This window comes from Sporomusa sp. KB1, from assembly GCF_007830295.1.
Taxonomy (GTDB): domain Bacteria; phylum Bacillota; class Negativicutes; order Sporomusales; family Sporomusaceae; genus Sporomusa.
In genome coordinates this window covers 4,182,583-4,199,127 of sequence record NZ_VLKC01000002.1, presented here as the reverse complement: position 1 = coordinate 4,199,127, position 16,545 = coordinate 4,182,583, and the positions used below count along the sequence as shown (strand labels likewise).

Annotated in this window: 16 protein-coding genes; all 16 read right to left on the bottom strand. The window is 45.5% G+C overall.

The annotated features are described in order from the left end of the window. Positions 1 to 142: 142 nt before the first annotated feature. The 16 genes from cobC to SALPA_RS23265 all read right to left on the bottom strand — a co-directional run bounded on the left by cobC (position 143) and on the right by SALPA_RS23265 (position 16,400). The gene (gene cobC, locus SALPA_RS23340) at positions 143 to 769 is read right to left on the bottom strand and encodes an alpha-ribazole phosphatase (protein WP_145099679.1); all 627 of its coding nucleotides are present in this window, start codon (positions 767 to 769) and stop codon (positions 143 to 145) included. Beyond that, on the bottom strand, positions 770 to 2,107 hold the full coding sequence (locus SALPA_RS23335; RefSeq protein WP_145099676.1) for a DVU_1553 family AMP-dependent CoA ligase: 1,338 nt from the start codon (positions 2,105 to 2,107) through the stop codon (positions 770 to 772). Beyond that, complete coding sequence (trsS, locus tag SALPA_RS23330; RefSeq protein ID WP_145099674.1) at positions 2,104 to 3,501, bottom strand: radical SAM (seleno)protein TrsS; 1,398 nt, start codon at positions 3,499 to 3,501, stop codon at positions 2,104 to 2,106. Before trsS ends, SALPA_RS23335 begins: the two co-directional genes overlap by 4 nt. Positions 3,502 to 3,508: 7 nt before the next feature. Continuing rightward, positions 3,509 to 3,823, bottom strand: a complete 315-nt coding sequence (locus tag SALPA_RS23325) for a hypothetical protein (RefSeq protein WP_145099672.1) — start codon at positions 3,821 to 3,823, stop codon at positions 3,509 to 3,511. Further along, positions 3,810 to 4,940 carry an aminotransferase class V-fold PLP-dependent enzyme gene (locus SALPA_RS23320; RefSeq protein ID WP_145099669.1) on the bottom strand — a complete coding sequence of 377 codons (1,131 nt, stop codon included), beginning with the start codon at positions 4,938 to 4,940 and terminating at the stop codon, positions 3,810 to 3,812. The genes SALPA_RS23325 and SALPA_RS23320 overlap by 14 nt, the downstream gene beginning before the upstream one ends. Before the next feature lie 14 nt (positions 4,941 to 4,954). Further along, entirely contained in the window at positions 4,955 to 6,076 is a 1,122-nt protein-coding gene (locus tag SALPA_RS23315) for a DVU_1551 family NTP transferase (protein WP_145099666.1), read from the bottom strand. Next, positions 6,058 to 7,116, bottom strand: a complete 1,059-nt coding sequence (locus SALPA_RS23310) for an XdhC family aldehyde oxidoreductase maturation factor (RefSeq protein ID WP_145099664.1) — start codon at positions 7,114 to 7,116, stop codon at positions 6,058 to 6,060. The genes SALPA_RS23315 and SALPA_RS23310 overlap by 19 nt, the downstream gene beginning before the upstream one ends. A gap of 113 nt (positions 7,117 to 7,229) precedes the next feature. Then, the gene (locus SALPA_RS23305; RefSeq protein ID WP_145099661.1) at positions 7,230 to 7,679 is read right to left on the bottom strand and encodes a DVU_1555 family C-GCAxxG-C-C protein; all 450 of its coding nucleotides are present in this window, start codon (positions 7,677 to 7,679) and stop codon (positions 7,230 to 7,232) included. Positions 7,680 to 7,711: 32 nt separating this feature from the next. Next, a complete protein-coding gene (locus SALPA_RS23300; protein ID WP_145099658.1) occupies positions 7,712 to 8,023 on the bottom strand; it encodes an XdhC family protein in 312 nt (103 codons plus the stop codon). Next, positions 8,023 to 8,808: an XdhC family protein gene (locus SALPA_RS23295; RefSeq protein WP_145099654.1), complete on the bottom strand. Its 786-nt coding sequence runs from the start codon at positions 8,806 to 8,808 to the stop codon at positions 8,023 to 8,025. The genes SALPA_RS23300 and SALPA_RS23295 overlap by 1 nt, the downstream gene beginning before the upstream one ends. Next, on the bottom strand, positions 8,805 to 9,074 hold the full coding sequence (locus SALPA_RS23290) for a hypothetical protein (protein WP_145099651.1): 270 nt from the start codon (positions 9,072 to 9,074) through the stop codon (positions 8,805 to 8,807). Before SALPA_RS23290 ends, SALPA_RS23295 begins: the two co-directional genes overlap by 4 nt. Positions 9,075 to 9,275: 201 nt before the next feature. Then, complete coding sequence (gene trsM / locus SALPA_RS23285; protein ID WP_145099648.1) at positions 9,276 to 9,890, bottom strand: DVU_1556 family methyltransferase; 615 nt, start codon at positions 9,888 to 9,890, stop codon at positions 9,276 to 9,278. Further along, entirely contained in the window at positions 9,887 to 10,096 is a 210-nt protein-coding gene (locus SALPA_RS23280) for a DVU_1557 family redox protein (protein WP_145099645.1), read from the bottom strand. Before SALPA_RS23280 ends, trsM begins: the two co-directional genes overlap by 4 nt. Before the next feature lie 10 nt (positions 10,097 to 10,106). Further along, positions 10,107 to 12,428, bottom strand: a complete 2,322-nt coding sequence (locus SALPA_RS23275) for a pyridine nucleotide-disulfide oxidoreductase/dicluster-binding protein (protein ID WP_255451317.1) — start codon at positions 12,426 to 12,428, stop codon at positions 10,107 to 10,109. Between the two features lie 114 nt (positions 12,429 to 12,542). Beyond that, the gene (locus SALPA_RS23270; protein WP_145099643.1) at positions 12,543 to 15,284 is read right to left on the bottom strand and encodes a molybdopterin-dependent aldehyde oxidoreductase; all 2,742 of its coding nucleotides are present in this window, start codon (positions 15,282 to 15,284) and stop codon (positions 12,543 to 12,545) included. Positions 15,285 to 15,374: 90 nt separating this feature from the next. Then, a complete protein-coding gene (locus tag SALPA_RS23265) occupies positions 15,375 to 16,400 on the bottom strand; it encodes a molybdopterin-binding protein (RefSeq protein WP_145099640.1) in 1,026 nt (341 codons plus the stop codon). Between the last annotated feature and the right edge of the window lie 145 nt (positions 16,401 to 16,545).

The following is a 16,545-nucleotide window of genomic DNA, read 5'->3' as shown; positions in this document are numbered from 1 at the left end:
TTTTTACCCATCCTTTGCTTTTCATTTAGCCTAGAGGCTATAGTTGTATTATGAACTCCAATTTTTTGAATAACTTTTGAAAATATTAGAAAAAACACAGGACTGATAAAAAAAACGCAAAAAAAAAGAACCCGGCTGGATTTTAGTTAGCTGAATACATCCGGGTGCCTGGAAGACCATTCAACAGTTTAACACGGTAGTTACCACTATCGCCTGCCAATATATTTGTACAGCCATAGTCTTGTGTGATGCGAAAAAGATTTTCCAGAGGCATTCCAAGAAGATGACACAACAGTAGTCTATTGCTTCCGGCGTGTCCAACAATAAGAATATTTCCTTGGGTAGTATTCACGATCTCTGTGAATGCAGCAAGAATCCTTGACTGGCATTCGGCAAAACTCTCAGCTCCGGGAATACGATAATTGGCAATATTGTTCCCCCGTTTGGCGTACTCTGCGGGATAGGCCGCTGCAATTTCCCGGAAGGTTTTCCCCTCCCAGTCACCCATGCTAATTTCCCGCAGTTCGCGCTTACTTGTCAGCTTTATATGTAATTGCTCTGTAATAATTCTGGCTGTATCAACCGAACGTATCAGATCACTGCAAAAGACTGCCGTAAGCTCTTGTCTGGCGAACTCCGCTTGCAACAGTTGGGCCTGACGCACCCCCTCAGCAGCTAAGGGAATATCAATATGACCAATATAGCAGCGCTCCTGCTTTTCCATGACTATCTTACCATGGCGAAGCAGATAAATCCGTCGTTCCTGCACTCACGCATCCTCCCTTGGTCCAACTATGCTAATACTCCGCTTACCAGGAGGTAGTGACAAATCACAAGCAATTGCTGCTTCAAGCACAATACTTCGTTCTTGTTCAGCTTGCTGGATAACCGGTAATTGTCTAACAGCCTGTAACACAACCGCTTCATCCAGTATTCTCTCCGGAGATAATACCTCTACAACAAGCTTTACCTTACTAGGTTGGCCGGTGAAAACGGTAGCTGTAAAATTGATAACCTCAGGCAAAGGCAACAGTACTTCATCAAAATCAGCCATGGTAATCATACCGGCTTGCCCCAAGTTTACCCTGCCATCCTTTCGGTAGCGAATGCGTTCTAAACACCGCAATATACTGCCGCAGGGACATAGCTCAGAAATAAATCGCGAAATATCCCCTGTGCGGTAGCGAATCAGCGGCATGCCCTGCCTTGTCAGAGTGGTAAATACGACCTCGCCATACTCTCCGTCTGGAAGCACGCGGGTAGAATCAGGGTCAATAATTTCGAAGTATAAATCAGCTTCCCGTAAATGATGTCCCGTATGGGCACTGCATTCCATGCCGCCACCTAAGCCCATTTCGGTCATGCCATAATGATCGTATATTTCACAATTCCAGATGCGCCTTAGTTCGTTCACGACGGCAGCAGGTACATAATCAGTACTTAATAAGCCACATCTTGGCGCCCAGCTGCTTTTGCCCCATTTTTCCCAATAACGGGCCATTGCCAGAACTTGTACCGGAATACCAACAAGACTTGTTGCCTGTTCTTGACACATTTTCCGGACAGCATCTGCAGGATTTTGCACCAGACCATAAGCAATAGGCAATACCCCAATACCAAGCAATCCTTTTAGTAACAGATCACCTACACTACCGGGACGCTCGCCAGGCAGCAAAATCAGCGTTTTGTCACCAGGCCCCACTAAGGTAGACATACCACAACCAAAATAATCAATTGTCAATTGCTGATCAAACTTACTGAAATAAACCCGCTTAGGATTCCCGGTAGTACCTGAGGTAGCAAGCGTCACCACCCGGTTGATTTGGCTTTGGGAACCACATACCATCTCAATAGCATGCTCAGTCACATCAGCCGCTGTGGTAAAGGGATAGTCTGCAAGGTCTTCCAGGCGTGTAAAGGAAGCTACTTTTTGCTTGGCCAGACGCTGCCGGTAAAAAGGACTTAGACTCTGCGCCTTTATTATTGTTTCCTTTAGCCGGGCTAGCTGATAGCTAGAGAGTTGTTCCTGGGTCAACAGCCCGCCTGCTGCTCCTATTTTCCCCGCTACCAATGCATCTAACGGTGTTATCTCCACTCCAGCTGTCATTGTCCCCTCCGATACAAAGCCTGCCCCTGCCGGTTAGTAAGATTATAGGCACAAAAGGGAATCAATTTATTATCAGGTCCCACCACATGAATAAAACACTGTTTTAACCGGTCTAAATCCAAAGTCCAGGCATCCTGAAACGCCATTCCTGATACCGCCAGCTTATAGGTACTTACCCGTTCCAAAAATTCATCAAGGCTGGCTACATTGCCCATACCGGCTTGCGGTCCGGGTTGCTCTTTACGCTGAATATTGGCTTCTGAGTGAGCTGACGACCATTGCCTGGCAACAAACTTTCTGGCACGTTTTGCCCCATCGGTTATAGGTTCACTTTGACAGCAGCAAGCACTCGTATTTTCTTGTACCAAAGGCTTTACATGTCCTCCGGGCATTAGGACAAAGTTACCATGAAAAGAACAATGGTAATGTTCACCACCTGGCGGTCTAAAATGCGCTATTTTCATTTGTCCAGCTGTCTGTTTCTCAATTTCACGCAAAACTTGGGGAAGAGTAATCCTGTCAGTATCTTTTGGGTCTTCCGGATATCTGCCAAAATAGCTTACTGGCTGAAAGTGGACGCCCCGTACAGCAGGCATCTTGCTTATGGCAAAGTTCAGGATATCGCCAATTTGACTGTCATTTACGCCTGGCACCAAAGTAGGCACAAGCACAACCCCAATTTCATGCGCGGTACAAACCTCAATGGCCTTTTTCTTGATATCAAGTAATGCTTTCCCACGGAGTTTGAGGTAGACATCGTCGCTCATTCCATCAAATTGCAGAAAAACACAATTTAGACCTGCCGCTTTCAGCCTGCTAACATACTGTTCATCAGTTGCCAGCCGCAAGCCATTGGTATTAACCTGAAAAAAAACCAAGCCTAACTTTTTCCCCAAGGCAATGATTTCTGGTAAATCATCACGTACAGTCGGCTCACCGCCTGATAACTGAATATTATAGGGACCGCCGCTGTTCATGAGCATCCGGTACCACCCCTCAATAACGTCAAGTCCTGGCTCTTCCTTAGCCGCCGGCGAAGTGGCGGCAAAACAGACAGGACAGTGTAAGTTACATTGATTTGTCACTTCCAGCAGCACACAACAAGTCTGCTGACGATGCTCCGGACATAAACCGCAGTCAAACGGACAACCCTGGCTGACTTCGGTTGCGCACACTTCTGGCGAAGTTGGTATTTGAGCATTAGCCCAGCCTAAATAGCTAGGCTCTCCCTCCCAAATACAAACTTGATACTCGCCATGCTCTGGACAATGCTTCCGTAAAAACACCTGATTGCCCTTTGCTACCCGGGTTGCCGGAATCCGCGCCAAGCATTCGGGGCAAACACTTTGCGTTGTAGAAAGTACAATTTCTTCTTTTTTTTCAATGTCATCCATCAGTATACTATCTCTCCCTGCCAGCAGTCTGCTGTTTAAGCAAATCTTCTAAAAATATTTCAAAGTTAGCTTTGCATTCCTGCGGATTGCTATCGGGAAAGCTAACCTTAATCACCGAGTCTGCAATAATCCCTTTGACTGTTGCACCATCTGTTAGCGTGGCATGAAAACAAGGCCGTGGAAAGTTCTTATGATATTTGATGACACCAAGCGGCGCAAAACATTCAATAAACTCTTCCTTGGCTTTTATGGGCAGCCGATACTCGTAAATATTGGCACTGCTAAAACAATTTTCGACTCTCTTACATTCATACTGTTTCATGTGTCAGTGCATTGATTGCCTTAAGACAGTAATCAATGTCCTCCTCAGTAGTAAACTGTGATAAGCTCAGCCGTATCGTGCCGGCAGGAGCTGTACCCAAATAAGTATGAATCAGCGGCGCACAGTGGAGACCTGTGCGGCAGATGATCTCAAAACTTTTTTGCAGCACTTCGCCAGCGTCTTCTACCGTCCAGTCCTTTAGCGTAAAAGAAATAACCGGTGTTCGGGGCGGCTCGACATTAATGACATCCGCTCCGGCTGTCATTAGTCCGGTAGCCAACCGCTCGGTCTTACTTTGCAGTGCACTGACGTTAAGAACATGGCCGACACTCCACTTTAGAGCTGTTGATAGTCCGGCAATTGCAGGGTCATTGGGTGTACCGGCTTCGAAACGGATGGGCATAGTTACCGGCATCTCGTCAAGATCACTCTGGACTCCTGTTCCACCTACCCATACAGGTTCCAGATCAACTTCCGGAGCTATATATAAGCCGCCTGTGCCGGACGGGCCTAACAAATACTTATGGCCAGTAAACGCTACTAAATCAATTCCCCAAACTTCTGGTAGAACTGGCACAATTCCCAGGCTTTGTGACGCATCCAAAAGCGTAACTGCGCCTGCCTGTTTAGCCAGCCTGCCAAGCAAAGCCGCGTCATTTACCGCGCCAGTAACATTAGAAGCATGCGTAAAAACAGCCACTTGCGGTTTATATTTTACTACTGCAGTTTCCCATTCCTCCGGATTAACCCGCCCTTGCTTATCCACGGGAAGTATATGAACAGCTATCCCCTTATTTTTTGCCAGATAGTGCAAGGGGCGTAGTACGGAATTATGTTCGGCAGCCGTAGTTACCACCGCGGCCCCCGGCTGCCAGTGAATACCGTGCAAAGCAATATTTAAGGCATAGGTAGCATTTGCTCCCAGAACAATTCGGGTGGCATCTTTTACCTGCAGCAAATTAGCCAGTAATTTACGGCATTCGCCGGCAATGTCCGGCCCGGAAAAACCAGAACGTCCGGCATGATGTGGCACGCCGCTAACATAAGAAGCCACCATTTCGCCCACTTGCGGTGCTTTGGGCCAGGAAGTCGCTGCATTATTTACATATACCTGCATTACAGATTCGCCCCCTATTGTAATACTAGTTTCTCCAAACTGCCTATTCCCACCAGGCCTGTTATCCGGTCTCTGATAATTTTTGCCGTCTGCTGTCGACGCAAAACCGCCGCTAGTATTTCAGGATCTCCGGAGAACTTTGCCAATGGCAAACTAAATCGCTCATTTAGAGATACCCGCCTGTTACCTTGTACTAACTTGTCAGCAAGAAACAGCACCGCTGCTTCATCAATTGCCTGCTCTGCCGTCAATTCTAAGTCCATATGTGCAGCTACAATACCAGCTAAGGCTGAAAAACCATTACTGGTAACCAAACGTCCTCCCCGCAGGGGATGATTAGGTTTACCTTTTGCAAGATCATGCAACAATCCCCCGGCGACCACCAATTCACTATTAAGCGTTAAACCAGCGCCAGTAAGCAAATCCACCAACTGCTGCGCGACCGCAGCAACAGTCTGCCCATGACGCAATACCTTATCGCCAGTCTGATACTTATCTAATAAGGCCAGACATTCGTCATATGTCGGTATATTCCGTTTGGCATAAAACTTGACGAGTTGCTGATAGTCATCCAGGGTATCCATATCCATCAGTATACCCTGATCAGCGACTGGCACGACCACACTGTCGGCAGCAAACTGTTCTAAAATATGGCGAAGCCCACCAGCGCCATCTCCGCTAAGAATACTGGCAAAACACTTGTTACTAATCACCGGTGGATGACCGCGCTGACCGTTAAAAGTCGGATATACCACGGCTGCGCCTGTCTGACGGTATTTTTTCATCAGTTCCTTAATACTGCTGCTTCTTATCAGCGGGGTATCGCCAGGCAGCAGCATGAAGGCCTTCGCTTCTGCGTCCAAAGCGCTAACACCAGTAACTATAGAAGAAAACATACCTGACGCATAATTGGGGTTTTCGATAATGCTGACAGGCAAACGTTCTAATACCGGATATAATTCGGCCGCCCGATGTCCAACTATCACCCGGATATCCTTTACCCCACCAAGGCGCAAACTGTCTACTGCTGTTTCAATTACTTTTTTTTCCCCTAAAGGCATCAATGGCTTGAATGTCCCCATACGGGAAGAATAGCCTGCAACAACAATTAATCCGATTATCCCTGAGCTATACATTTTTCCCGCTCCACCCTGGCCTTTATCAATTCGGCGACAATGCTTACCGCGATTTCTTCCGGAGTTTCAGCATAAATGTCTATGCCAATTGGTGAATAGACTTGCTGGAGCTTGGCTGCACTAACGCCTTGCTCTTGTAATATTTTATATAAATGATCCCGTTTCTTTTTACTGCCAATCATCCCAATATAGCCTGCCTCAGTTTCTAGCGCTTGTTCTAACACCGTTCTGTCATGAAGATGTCCGCGCGTTACAATGACTAGATAGCTATCTTGGTCGATAGGCAATTTTGCCATACACTCAAAATTATCTACAACCATAATTTCCGACAGAGGAAACCGTTCCCTATTGGCAAAAGCCGGTCGATCATCAATAACTACGGTTACAAAGCCTACCATTTCTGTCAGTTTAGCAATCTGCTGAGAAACATGACCAGCCCCAAATAGATATACTGTACTAATCGTACGGATAGGATCAACAATAAAAATTCGGTTCTCTTTCGCATCAGCATGGATAGAAATTTTGGCCGGACCTGAAGACATTTTTTCCATAAACTCCGGCTCACAGTGGAAGTTACCGATAATAGTACCATCCTGCATAACAAGGCATTGCTGTCTTGTTCGACCAGCCACCGATTGACTGCTTAATTCTGTCATTAGCCAGGCCTTTTGCGCCTTATCCATTGTGGCGAGGATGGCTTCATAAATCAGACGATTATCACTATTGGCCGCATCCAGATAATCCAGCAGGATTTCACCTTTACCGCCGCAGATCATGCCCAACCCAGCTGCATCTGCACCTGTCAAATCAAAAGGCAGTATTACCGATTGGTGGTTTGCCAACACTTCTTTTGCTAATTCAATTGTATCGGCTTCTACCCGCCCGCCGCCAACTGTACCAATAATGGAGCCATCTGCACAAACAATCATTTTGGCTCCGGCGGAACGCGGAGCTGACCCAGCGCTATGAAAGATGGTAGCCAAAACAACATTTTCACCAGATGAGAGCAGCCTAACTAAGTTTTGGTATAGCTTTTTCATGCATCCTCCCAACATTTCTTAGATACAACATGTTAAACAGGTGGTATGTTGGCAAGACACCACCTGACTGTATCTATAATCTTCTTTTATGCGCGAAATAATATATAGGAGGCCTATATTTCGAGCCGACCTGAGAGGTCATAGCCATTGGCTTCTAGGATTGCCTCAACTTTATCAAGCGTCTTTAACACGAGGTCCGGGCAGCGTGATACCCGGTTTTGCGGGTTCTTCTCTAAGATGATATCACAGGTACTGCCGCTATATTGGGAACTTGCTTCCTGCTCAAACCATTCCGCAAACTCTCTTATCATATCATTGACACGACTGTCTTCGATTTCTTCGATTGATCCCTTACCGGCATATAAACCGATCAGACAGGCCCCGCCAGTCAAAGCACCACAAGTCCTGCCACTGAACCCCAGACCGCCAACAAGTCCTGACATAGCCCGCACTAAATCAGGATTTTCTTTTCCCTGGGCTTCCAGCCCAATAATAAGTAAGATTTGGCTACAGTAAAAACCCGCTTGTGATAGCTCAAGCAACTTTAAAAATCTGTCTGTCATGTTTCCAGCCCATCCTTTCGCCTCATCATAGCTTATATGATCTGAATAAACACTTCCATGATTCCCCCACAGACCATCCCTTCATCGGCAGCCACATCATTTAACATTCTTACTGTATACATCTGGGATTGCTGATTATCTAGTGCTATTAACGCCTGACGCCTAACATCTGCTTCCCCACAGCCACCGCCAATGGTACCAGAAGATCTGCCATCAGGTAAAATCAGCATTTTACTGCCTGCCTTACGGGGAGTTGAGCCACGGGTTTCCACAATGGTGACTAAGGCTGCCTTTTCTCCTTTACTCTGACATTCGCAGATATATTCTAATAAAGCCCGATCCATTAGAACGCCTCCTTATGCCCGCTCAGTGGGCAGCCGGACCCACCACGAAAAGCGGTCACCACTTCTGCCGCAATACTAAGTGCTATTTCAGCAGGCGTTTCTGCTTTAATATCAAGACCAATAGGCGCATGAAGCCGCTTTTCAATATCTATTGGCGCTCCTTCTTCCTGCACCAGATTAACAATCTCTCTAATACGTTTTCTACTGCCAATCATTCCCAGATACCGGGCATTGCTTCCCATAGTAGCACGCAGGCAATCCAAATCATAGCGGTGTCCGCGGGTAACAATAATGACAGCCGTACCATTGTCTATTGTAAGGTTTTTCATGGCTAGCTGAAAATTATTGCAGACTACCTGGTGAGCGCCAGGAAATCTGGCTGTATTGGCAAATTCTGGACGGTCATCAATAACCGTCACAGCAAAATCTATTAATGACAGTATTTGGACCAACGGCTGGCTAATATGGCCGCCGCCAAACACGATAGCACGCAACTTTTGGACAATTCTATCCCAAAATAGCCGGTATGTATTTTTCTGCTGATCTTCAACTAAAATAATTACTGGCTTAGTCCAACTCGTTGTCCGCACTATATCCAATATTTTATCCATCACAAACGACTCAAGTTGTCCCTCCACTTTTGTTTCTGATTTGCCATCTGATTGAATAATAATCATTTGCCCAAGCAGGCTAGCCTGCTTGGGGTTACAATCTATCACAGTTAAGGTATCTATTACTCCGGCACTATTCCAATTCAGCGCTGACAGCAATTTAGCAAAACTCATCCCTGCTCCTCCTTGTTATCACACGGGGAATGCTCAGGGCCTTTCCCAAACAAATCATTGATTTTAGCTAAGGCGGCATCAGATAAAAAGTTGATTTCTGCTGGCTTGCCGTCAAGGGTTTCTCCCGACAAGACTACGCCATTAGTGGTTTCAAAATATCTCACCGGCAGGTTTCGTCTAAACATTTTGCCTGTGTTTTTATCAATAACTTCGACAATAACTTCGTCTGCCTCAATTTTATCTAAAAGCTCCGTTTCTTCTGTCATTATTCGTGCCACCACACCTTCTTATTTTCCCCTTGGAACGATCAAGCGCGGTCCCATATTGCATTTAGGACATTTCCGGCCCGCATTGCTATCTTCACAATTTTTGCAATAATAGGTAAAGCACCTACAACATTGATATAAGGGAGCATCATTCGTTAGTTCACTATTACAGTGAGGACATGTTTTTTCGTCCAAAGTATTTCATCCTTCCATTTGCCTTTTTTCAGCCACTAGTAAAAAATATCCCGACTTGGTCTTGGGAATGGATATACATTGCCACATTTCTTCCACTGTTCCGTATTCCATAATATAGCAGGCAATAAACTCCCGCAAAAATGCAGACTGGTCTTCCCAAATAACGATAGTAAAGCCGGAGTTCTCCAGCATTTTTTCTAGTTGGTTTCTATTCAGATAACCAGCCGAGCTATCGGAAATCGGTAAATAAACATCTGTTATCGCCAGCTTTCCCCCTGGCACAAGAACACGGCTAATTTCAGTTAAAACTGTACCTGCATCTTGCATAACCGACAGACTACATTCAGTTATCACGCCGTCAAATGAGGAATCGGCAAATGGCAGGCTTTCACCTGCTGCCTGAATAAACTGCAAATATGGCGAGCGCTTCCGCCCTTGCTCCAGCCTATCCTCAGATACATCGACTCCTACTGCCTGTAACCCACAAGCATCCTGCAGATACTCCATAGTTACTCCGGTGCCGCAACCAACATCAAGCACTTTTGCGCCAGGCATAAATGAACAGTACTTAGCAACCTGCTTGGTTAATGTCAGACCACCCGGATGTTGGTGAAGCATCATTTATCCTCCAACGCTGCTTCCACCTTTTTCATTTTGCCATTAGCTAATTCCTCAGGAATATAAACTAAGCCACACTGCGAACATCTATATAGCTCAACTGGAAAGTTGCTGCCAAGATACGACAACTCTACCTTTCCTAGTGTCAGCTTAATGCCACAGGTAACACAAACAATATCTAATGGTTGTTCTTCTATCTGTTTGCTCATGTTTCCTCCACTATCCTTCAATTTCTATTCTGTGACAATAAGCATTTTGAACGACAAATCCATCCGCTTGCGGCAAGTACTCTACCCAATAGGTCACGCTGGCTGGCTTAAAATATGCTATATAACGGCCGCTCCTGGCATCCTTGAGTTTATTGCCAGAACTTTCCGCCTGGGCAATAACGTTAGTAACATCATCGACAAGAATCCGCCTATCCTCCATCAGTTGCAATACATCTGCAGGAATAGTGACCTTGACCTCAGCTTGCGGCTGTGCCACCTCTTCACCCCAAACTTCTCTTAATAATGTTTGTTTCAATTTAGCGCGGTTTTCCTGACGTTTTGAATAACCAGGCCCTGCTTGCGCAGCCAGATTTTCCTGACCACCACCCAAAATCAAATCAAGGAGATGATATGTACGTTTTCCCTGACTGGAAAAATTATCCCGGCACATGCTACAGTACGCAAGATAGTCTAATTCACTTTCATTAATTCGTCTATCTATAACTTTATGCGCAATCTCCTGGTTGGCATAAAGCATTAAACCTCCATAACCGCAACATACTGTAGTTTCACGGCTTAAAGGCAACTCTTCAATTTGATATCCCAGTCTACCCAAAAGGTTTCTTACACTGGTCTGAATCTCAGCATCATGCCTTGTGGTGCAGCTGTCATGTATCGCCAATTTTTGCTGTGTCTTGGCTAACTGGCTGCTGCCTTCTGGCAGACCGATACGTTCCAGCAATGTCCATAAGTTTTCCACCGGCATGTCAGGTGAATCATGTTTAAATAGGCTCAAACAGGTAGGACAAGCCGTAATAATCTTGGGACTTCCCAAACTACGCCAGTTGCTTTCCAGATTATTCCTTGTCTCCTGAAACACTGCTTCCTGTCCTGCCCAACTGGCTGGTGCTCCACAACAACCTAATAGTAGCCCAACACCGCCGCCCAGCTTTTCACATAAAAAGCTGTACATCTGCTGCACATAGTGCGGTGATGAGGCTGCTAACTGGCAACCGGGATAAAATACCCACTCACTTGATGAAGTGCCAGGCTGATTTCTAGTCAGAGCACATGCTTCGCTATTGCTAAATTGCATATCCCTTAAAGCAAAGTCGTGGGTCGACGGAGGCATTTTTCCCTTACTTACCATTATTTTTCTTGCTTCATGGCAGATTTCTCCCATATCCAAATTTCCCGGACAAATCTGTTCACACAGACCACATAAACTACAAGAGTTAATCATATTGTTAGCATGGTGGATGCCCATAACAATGGACAAATTATTGTATACCTCGCGTGCATACCGTTTGGGGTACCCCCGATAATGTGCAAGATATTCGCAGGCTTTTACGCACTCCTGGCACTCGCATAACAAACAACGATTAGCTTCCTGAACAGCTTCCGTTTTACTGTAACCGCCGGCAGAATCGCCAGCAATTACCATGGCTTCAGGTTTTATCCCTTTTATATTGGTATAGAGCGCAGTCTCATAAGGTCCCTCTTTCTCTCTATTAGCAGTAAGGGACGCATTTTGAAACAGCCGGTCAATCGAAATCGCGACGGTTTTACCATCAGCTATTGAAGCAATCGGCGATGGATGTCCGTATTCACGGCGAAGACTGCCACCGGTGAACACCTTGTTGTTGCTTGTTGCTAACGATATCAAATCAACCTTGATTTTGCCATCTGACGCTAACTCCAGACCTAAGTCTGAATTGTCAGTCAGTTGAAAACCTGTAGCTAGATAGATCGCATCATACTCCGCGCTCAAACTGTCTAAGTCACTAATAGGTGTATTATAGCGAATCTCTATAGGAAATTTGGCGATAATCTCAAAATCATTATGAATCAACTGTCGTGGCAGCTTGTTTTCCGCGATATCCCAGATACTTCCTCCCAAACGATCTGTAGCTTCAAAAACAGTCACTTTGTACCCTTTGCGACTAAGCTCCAATGCTGCGGTCAAGCCACTCAACCCGGCACCAACAATAGCTACCTTCTGGCTTTTAGCTTTCGGTAATAGTAACTTGGGAGCAGTATTGTTGTTATCAACACAAATTTGTTCTAGACCCTTGATAAAAATAGATTCATCAATTTCATTACGCTTACAGGTTTGCCGACAGGGTTGATCACAAATTCTGCTAATAATTCCGGGAAAAGGGACCATTCTGTTAAATAAGGCAAATCCTGTCGCGTAATCTTCTTTCTGTACAGCTTTAGCCATACCCCGAGCATCAACATGAATTGGACACCCGGCAGTACAACCTGGTGGATTTTCCTGAATACATTTTGATTCCCGTTCACGCAATAATTTTTGATCCATTTGATCCATTTGAAACACCCTCTTCCTGGTATAGAAATCCTAAAACGACCGGAAAGCATGACGCTTTCCAGTCTAGTTTTAGAATTCTACATTTTCTTTATTCGCTTAGTTACCGCTAATGACTTACTTTTTAGCAGCTAATGCGTCCAGGCCTGCTTTGATTTTTTCTGGCAGTGCAGGTACTGAGTAAATGCGTACACCGCAGGCATTATAAATGGCGTTAAGAATAGCCGGATGTGGAGCCGTCAGCGGCCCTTCACCTACGCCAGCAGCACCATATGGTCCGTTCTCACGTGGGGAAATATTGTAGATGATTTCCATATCATCCGGAATATCCTTAATAAACGGAAGACCGCAGCCAACAAGACTGGTATGCTTTTTGAGGTCTTCAAAGTCTTCAGTAAGAGCAAGACCAATACCTTGAGCCAAACCGCCGTAGACTTGTCCGTCGCAGGTTGTTTTATTAGTAAGTGTTCCGATATCCTGAACAGTTACAAACCGGACTACAGTCGCTTTACCAGTCTTCATATCGACTTCAACTTCAGGCATAAAGACTGCATACATGTAAATGGCGAACGGGTTGCCTTGCATGGTCTCAAGATCGCAGTCACTGCACATGGATGCCGTCCAGGAACCATCATAGTGGAGAGGAATTTTTTCAGCTACCATTTCGTCATAAGTCCGGAATGTGCCGTCAGGTTTACGCATAGCATTGACCAGCATTTCACTGGCAACCCTCGTGGCGTTACCAGTCATAACGTTTTGACGGCTGCCGCCGGATGGACCGCTGGCTGGTGTGAAAGCCATATCATTCATGACAAGCTTAATTTGATCAGGGGTAATCCCCATCTGACGGAAAGTTTCATGTGAATGTGTCAAAGTTGCAAGGTCAGCACCTTGACCATGATCCTGCCAGGAGTTACCGACAGTTATTGTACCGTCCGGGTTAAGTTCTGTCCAAGCATGCGAACTGTCCGCACCATCCAGACCGCAGCCATATATTCCGAGTGCCAAGCCTACGCCGCGTTTCTTTTCAGGGGTTGAAAGTTCTTTACAACGTTTCTTGGCTTCTTCCCAATGGGGGCGAAGTTTGTCAAGCATGTCCGGGAAACAGAATACTTCCGGTACCTGGCCGGTCGGTGTGGTAGCACCAGGGCGATATACATTCTTATAGCGCAATTCCAATGGATCCATGCCAAGTTTTTCGGCCAGCTCATCAATGCAGATTTCTGATGATAAGAAGGCTTTAGGCGAGCCGTAAGCGCGGAAAGCAGATCCCCAGCCATGGTTGGTGCACACGCACTTGCCTTTGCCGCGAATACTCGGAATATCATAACCAGCACCGGTAAACTGACCCTGACGTATGCAGTTCAGGTCACCGAATTCGCTGTACGGGCCATGATCCAGCCACCAGTTGGTTTCCATTGCCAAAATTTTACCTGTTTTATCAGCAGCCAGTTTTGTTTTAACAAGTGCAGGTGAACGCTTGCCTGTATAGGTAATTTGCTGGAACATGTTGAAGACAAGGGAAACAGGCTTACCATCGCAGGCAAGACAGGCAACGCCCAGCAAAGCTTCATTAGTTGGACTAAATTTGTAACCAAAAGTAGCACCTGTCGGGTTGGCTACAAGACGGCATTTTTCCGGTTCAATACCAATACCGGCGACAATCATGGCATGGTGCAAGTGTAATGCAATACTCTTAGAATGAATAGTCAGACGGCCTTCTTCATCCATGTATGCGTTTCCGCAGTCAGGCTCAAGCGGAAGATGCGGTTGACGGCTGCAGTAGGTTTCGACTTCTGCAGTAACAATATCTCCGCGATCCATAATTGGTTTAGTGTCTTCGCCTTTTACCACACCAGTTTCAAAGTAAATATTAGGAGTTCCGGGATGGATTTCAATAGCATCAGGAGCCATTGCAGCAGGAGCACTCATGTATGCCGGCAATACTTCAAGATCAACCTTTACTGCTTTAGCTGCAGCTTTGGCATGTTCTTCCGTATCTGCGGCAACTATGGCAATAGCGTCGCCAAACTGGAATACTTTCTCATCGCAAAGAATGGGGCGATCCCAGCCATCACCTTTATTAGTCGGGAAAGTGATCAGACCGGAAATCCGGTTTTTGCCTTTAACGTCTTTATGGGTAACTACTTTATATACACCAGGCATTTTCTCAGCTTCTGAGTAGTCAATGCCTTTAATATTAGCATGGGATACTTCTGCTTGAACAAGAGCTAACCGCAAAGTTCCTGTAGGCATTTGCAGCGAAACATCGGCGCCAAAATCCCAAGTTCCGGTAACTTTCTGCAAGGCAGACGGACGAATATAGGTTGTGCCGTAAATTTTGTTGCCGACAGGTTTGAAAATCAGTTCTTCTTTACGCATTTCCCCGCGAAGAATACTAGCAGCTGCCATAACAGCATCAACTAAAGGTTTGTAACCTGTGCAACGGCAGGCATTGCGGTGTTTTTGGAACCATGCGCGAATATCTTCTCTTGTGGGGTTGGGATTCTCATCAAGCAATACTTTCGCTGACAAAATAAATCCCGGACTGCAGAAACCGCATTGAGCGCAGCCATAAGCCATCCAGGCAACTTGCAGCGGATGAAGGTTAGTAGGTGTAGCCAATCCTTCAATGGTTGTAATATTGGCTTCATCAGGAACCTTTTTCATCTTCGTGACGCAAGACCGTATTACCCGGCCATCCATGATAATTGAACAAGTACCGCATTGCCCTTGATTACAGCCAATCTTACAACCAGTCAACAGCAGTTGTTCCCGGAGTACACTAGCCAAAGTAGCTTCCAGATCAACAATTAGCGTTCTGGGCAAACCATTGATAATCAGAATTTTCTTTTGCATCTGCTCTCTCGTCTCCCTTATTATTCAATAATCTATATTTCAGGAGATTTCTTCATCCCCGAAATACGCATAACCTTACTGCGCAGCTTATTAGTTACTTTTGCCAAAGCCACATTCAGGATACCGGCATTCTTCGCATACAAGACATAACCCACCATAGCCAAACCTTGTTATATCTTTCCTGGTCAGTACTTCTCCCGCCAGTATGCGAGGGACCACTAAATCAAATATCGTGCTTTTATGATACATTACACAGCCAGGCAATCCAAGAACCGGAACGGTTCCTAAATAAGCCAGCATAAACATTGCACCAGGCAGAGTAGGTGCTCCATAAATAACAATCTCACCGCCTGCCTCCCTGATACCAGAAGGTGTTACATCATCCGGATCGACAGACATGCCGCCGGTAGTCACAATCATATCAGCACCTGCGGCACGCAAACTTTGAATGGCCTCTGCAATCATAGAAATATCGTCTGGTACAAACACTTGCCGCAAAACAGAACTGCCTAAATGTTCAAATTTATCTGTCAATACCGGACCGAAACAATCCTTTATCCGACCATGATATACTTCACTGCCAGTAGTGACCACTCCCACTTTGCATGCCTTTAAAGGTTTAACCTCCACAACTGGGTAGTAGTCAATACCAATCTGCTCAATTTGTTGAAGTTTCTCCGCATTAATTACCAACGGGATAATTTTACAGCCTGTAACCTTCTTCCCCGCATTCACCATCTGATTAGTGTGCAAGGTAGCTGCAGCCACTTGGTCAATACTGTTGATTTTATCCACTGCTTCGGCATTTACTTTTAGCAAGCCAAGAGTATTGGCTCTAATTTCAACCTTGCCCTCTGAGGCCTCATCCAAGGATAGACCAGGCCCGGCTACGGCCTTAGCAAATCTGGTTGCCGCATCATTTTCATGAATTGTCTGGGCGTTTACTTCCCAGACATAAATATTTTCTTTGCCAATATCCAGCAGTCGCGGAATATCTTCCTTACAGATTACATGGCCCTTCCTGAATGCTTTGCCTTTACGTTTTCCTGGAATAATTTCAGTAATATCATGACAGAGAACCATACCTTCTGCCTGATATACAGGAACTGCTCTCATTGTTCGTCCTCCTTAGCTAATACCAATCTGCATATATAGCCTCTTGTAACGTTAAATTGTTCTAGAGTGTCCTAGAATTGTTTTAGAGCAATTATGATAATATATAATTGCAAGATTTATGCCACTTTTGACTATTTTCCAAAAA

What these genes read in the sequence shown, in the direction of transcription:
- SALPA_RS23300 (WP_145099658.1), bottom strand. Translation starts at nt 8,023, where the DNA reads ATGGATCGGGCTTTATTAGAATATATCTGCGAATGTCAGAGTAAAGGA.
- SALPA_RS23280 (WP_145099645.1), bottom strand. Translation starts at nt 10,096, where the DNA reads ATGAGCAAACAGATAGAAGAACAACCATTAGATATTGTTTGTGTTACC.
- SALPA_RS23295 (WP_145099654.1), bottom strand. Translation starts at nt 8,808, where the DNA reads ATGAGTTTTGCTAAATTGCTGTCAGCGCTGAATTGGAATAGTGCCGGA.
- SALPA_RS23320 (WP_145099669.1), bottom strand. Translation starts at nt 4,940, where the DNA reads ATGCAGGTATATGTAAATAATGCAGCGACTTCCTGGCCCAAAGCACCG.
- SALPA_RS23315 (WP_145099666.1), bottom strand. Translation starts at nt 6,076, where the DNA reads ATGTATAGCTCAGGGATAATCGGATTAATTGTTGTTGCAGGCTATTCT.
- SALPA_RS23270 (WP_145099643.1), bottom strand. Translation starts at nt 15,284, where the DNA reads ATGCAAAAGAAAATTCTGATTATCAATGGTTTGCCCAGAACGCTAATT.
- SALPA_RS23275 (WP_255451317.1), bottom strand. Translation starts at nt 12,428, where the DNA reads ATGGATCAAATGGATCAAAAATTATTGCGTGAACGGGAATCAAAATGT.
- SALPA_RS23310 (WP_145099664.1), bottom strand. Translation starts at nt 7,116, where the DNA reads ATGAAAAAGCTATACCAAAACTTAGTTAGGCTGCTCTCATCTGGTGAA.
- SALPA_RS23290 (WP_145099651.1), bottom strand. Translation starts at nt 9,074, where the DNA reads ATGACAGAAGAAACGGAGCTTTTAGATAAAATTGAGGCAGACGAAGTT.
- SALPA_RS23265 (WP_145099640.1), bottom strand. Translation starts at nt 16,400, where the DNA reads ATGAGAGCAGTTCCTGTATATCAGGCAGAAGGTATGGTTCTCTGTCAT.
- SALPA_RS23305 (WP_145099661.1), bottom strand. Translation starts at nt 7,679, where the DNA reads ATGACAGACAGATTTTTAAAGTTGCTTGAGCTATCACAAGCGGGTTTT.
- trsS (WP_145099674.1), bottom strand. Translation starts at nt 3,501, where the DNA reads ATGGATGACATTGAAAAAAAAGAAGAAATTGTACTTTCTACAACGCAA.
- SALPA_RS23325 (WP_145099672.1), bottom strand. Translation starts at nt 3,823, where the DNA reads ATGAAACAGTATGAATGTAAGAGAGTCGAAAATTGTTTTAGCAGTGCC.
- SALPA_RS23335 (WP_145099676.1), bottom strand. Translation starts at nt 2,107, where the DNA reads ATGACAGCTGGAGTGGAGATAACACCGTTAGATGCATTGGTAGCGGGG.
- trsM (WP_145099648.1), bottom strand. Translation starts at nt 9,890, where the DNA reads ATGATGCTTCACCAACATCCGGGTGGTCTGACATTAACCAAGCAGGTT.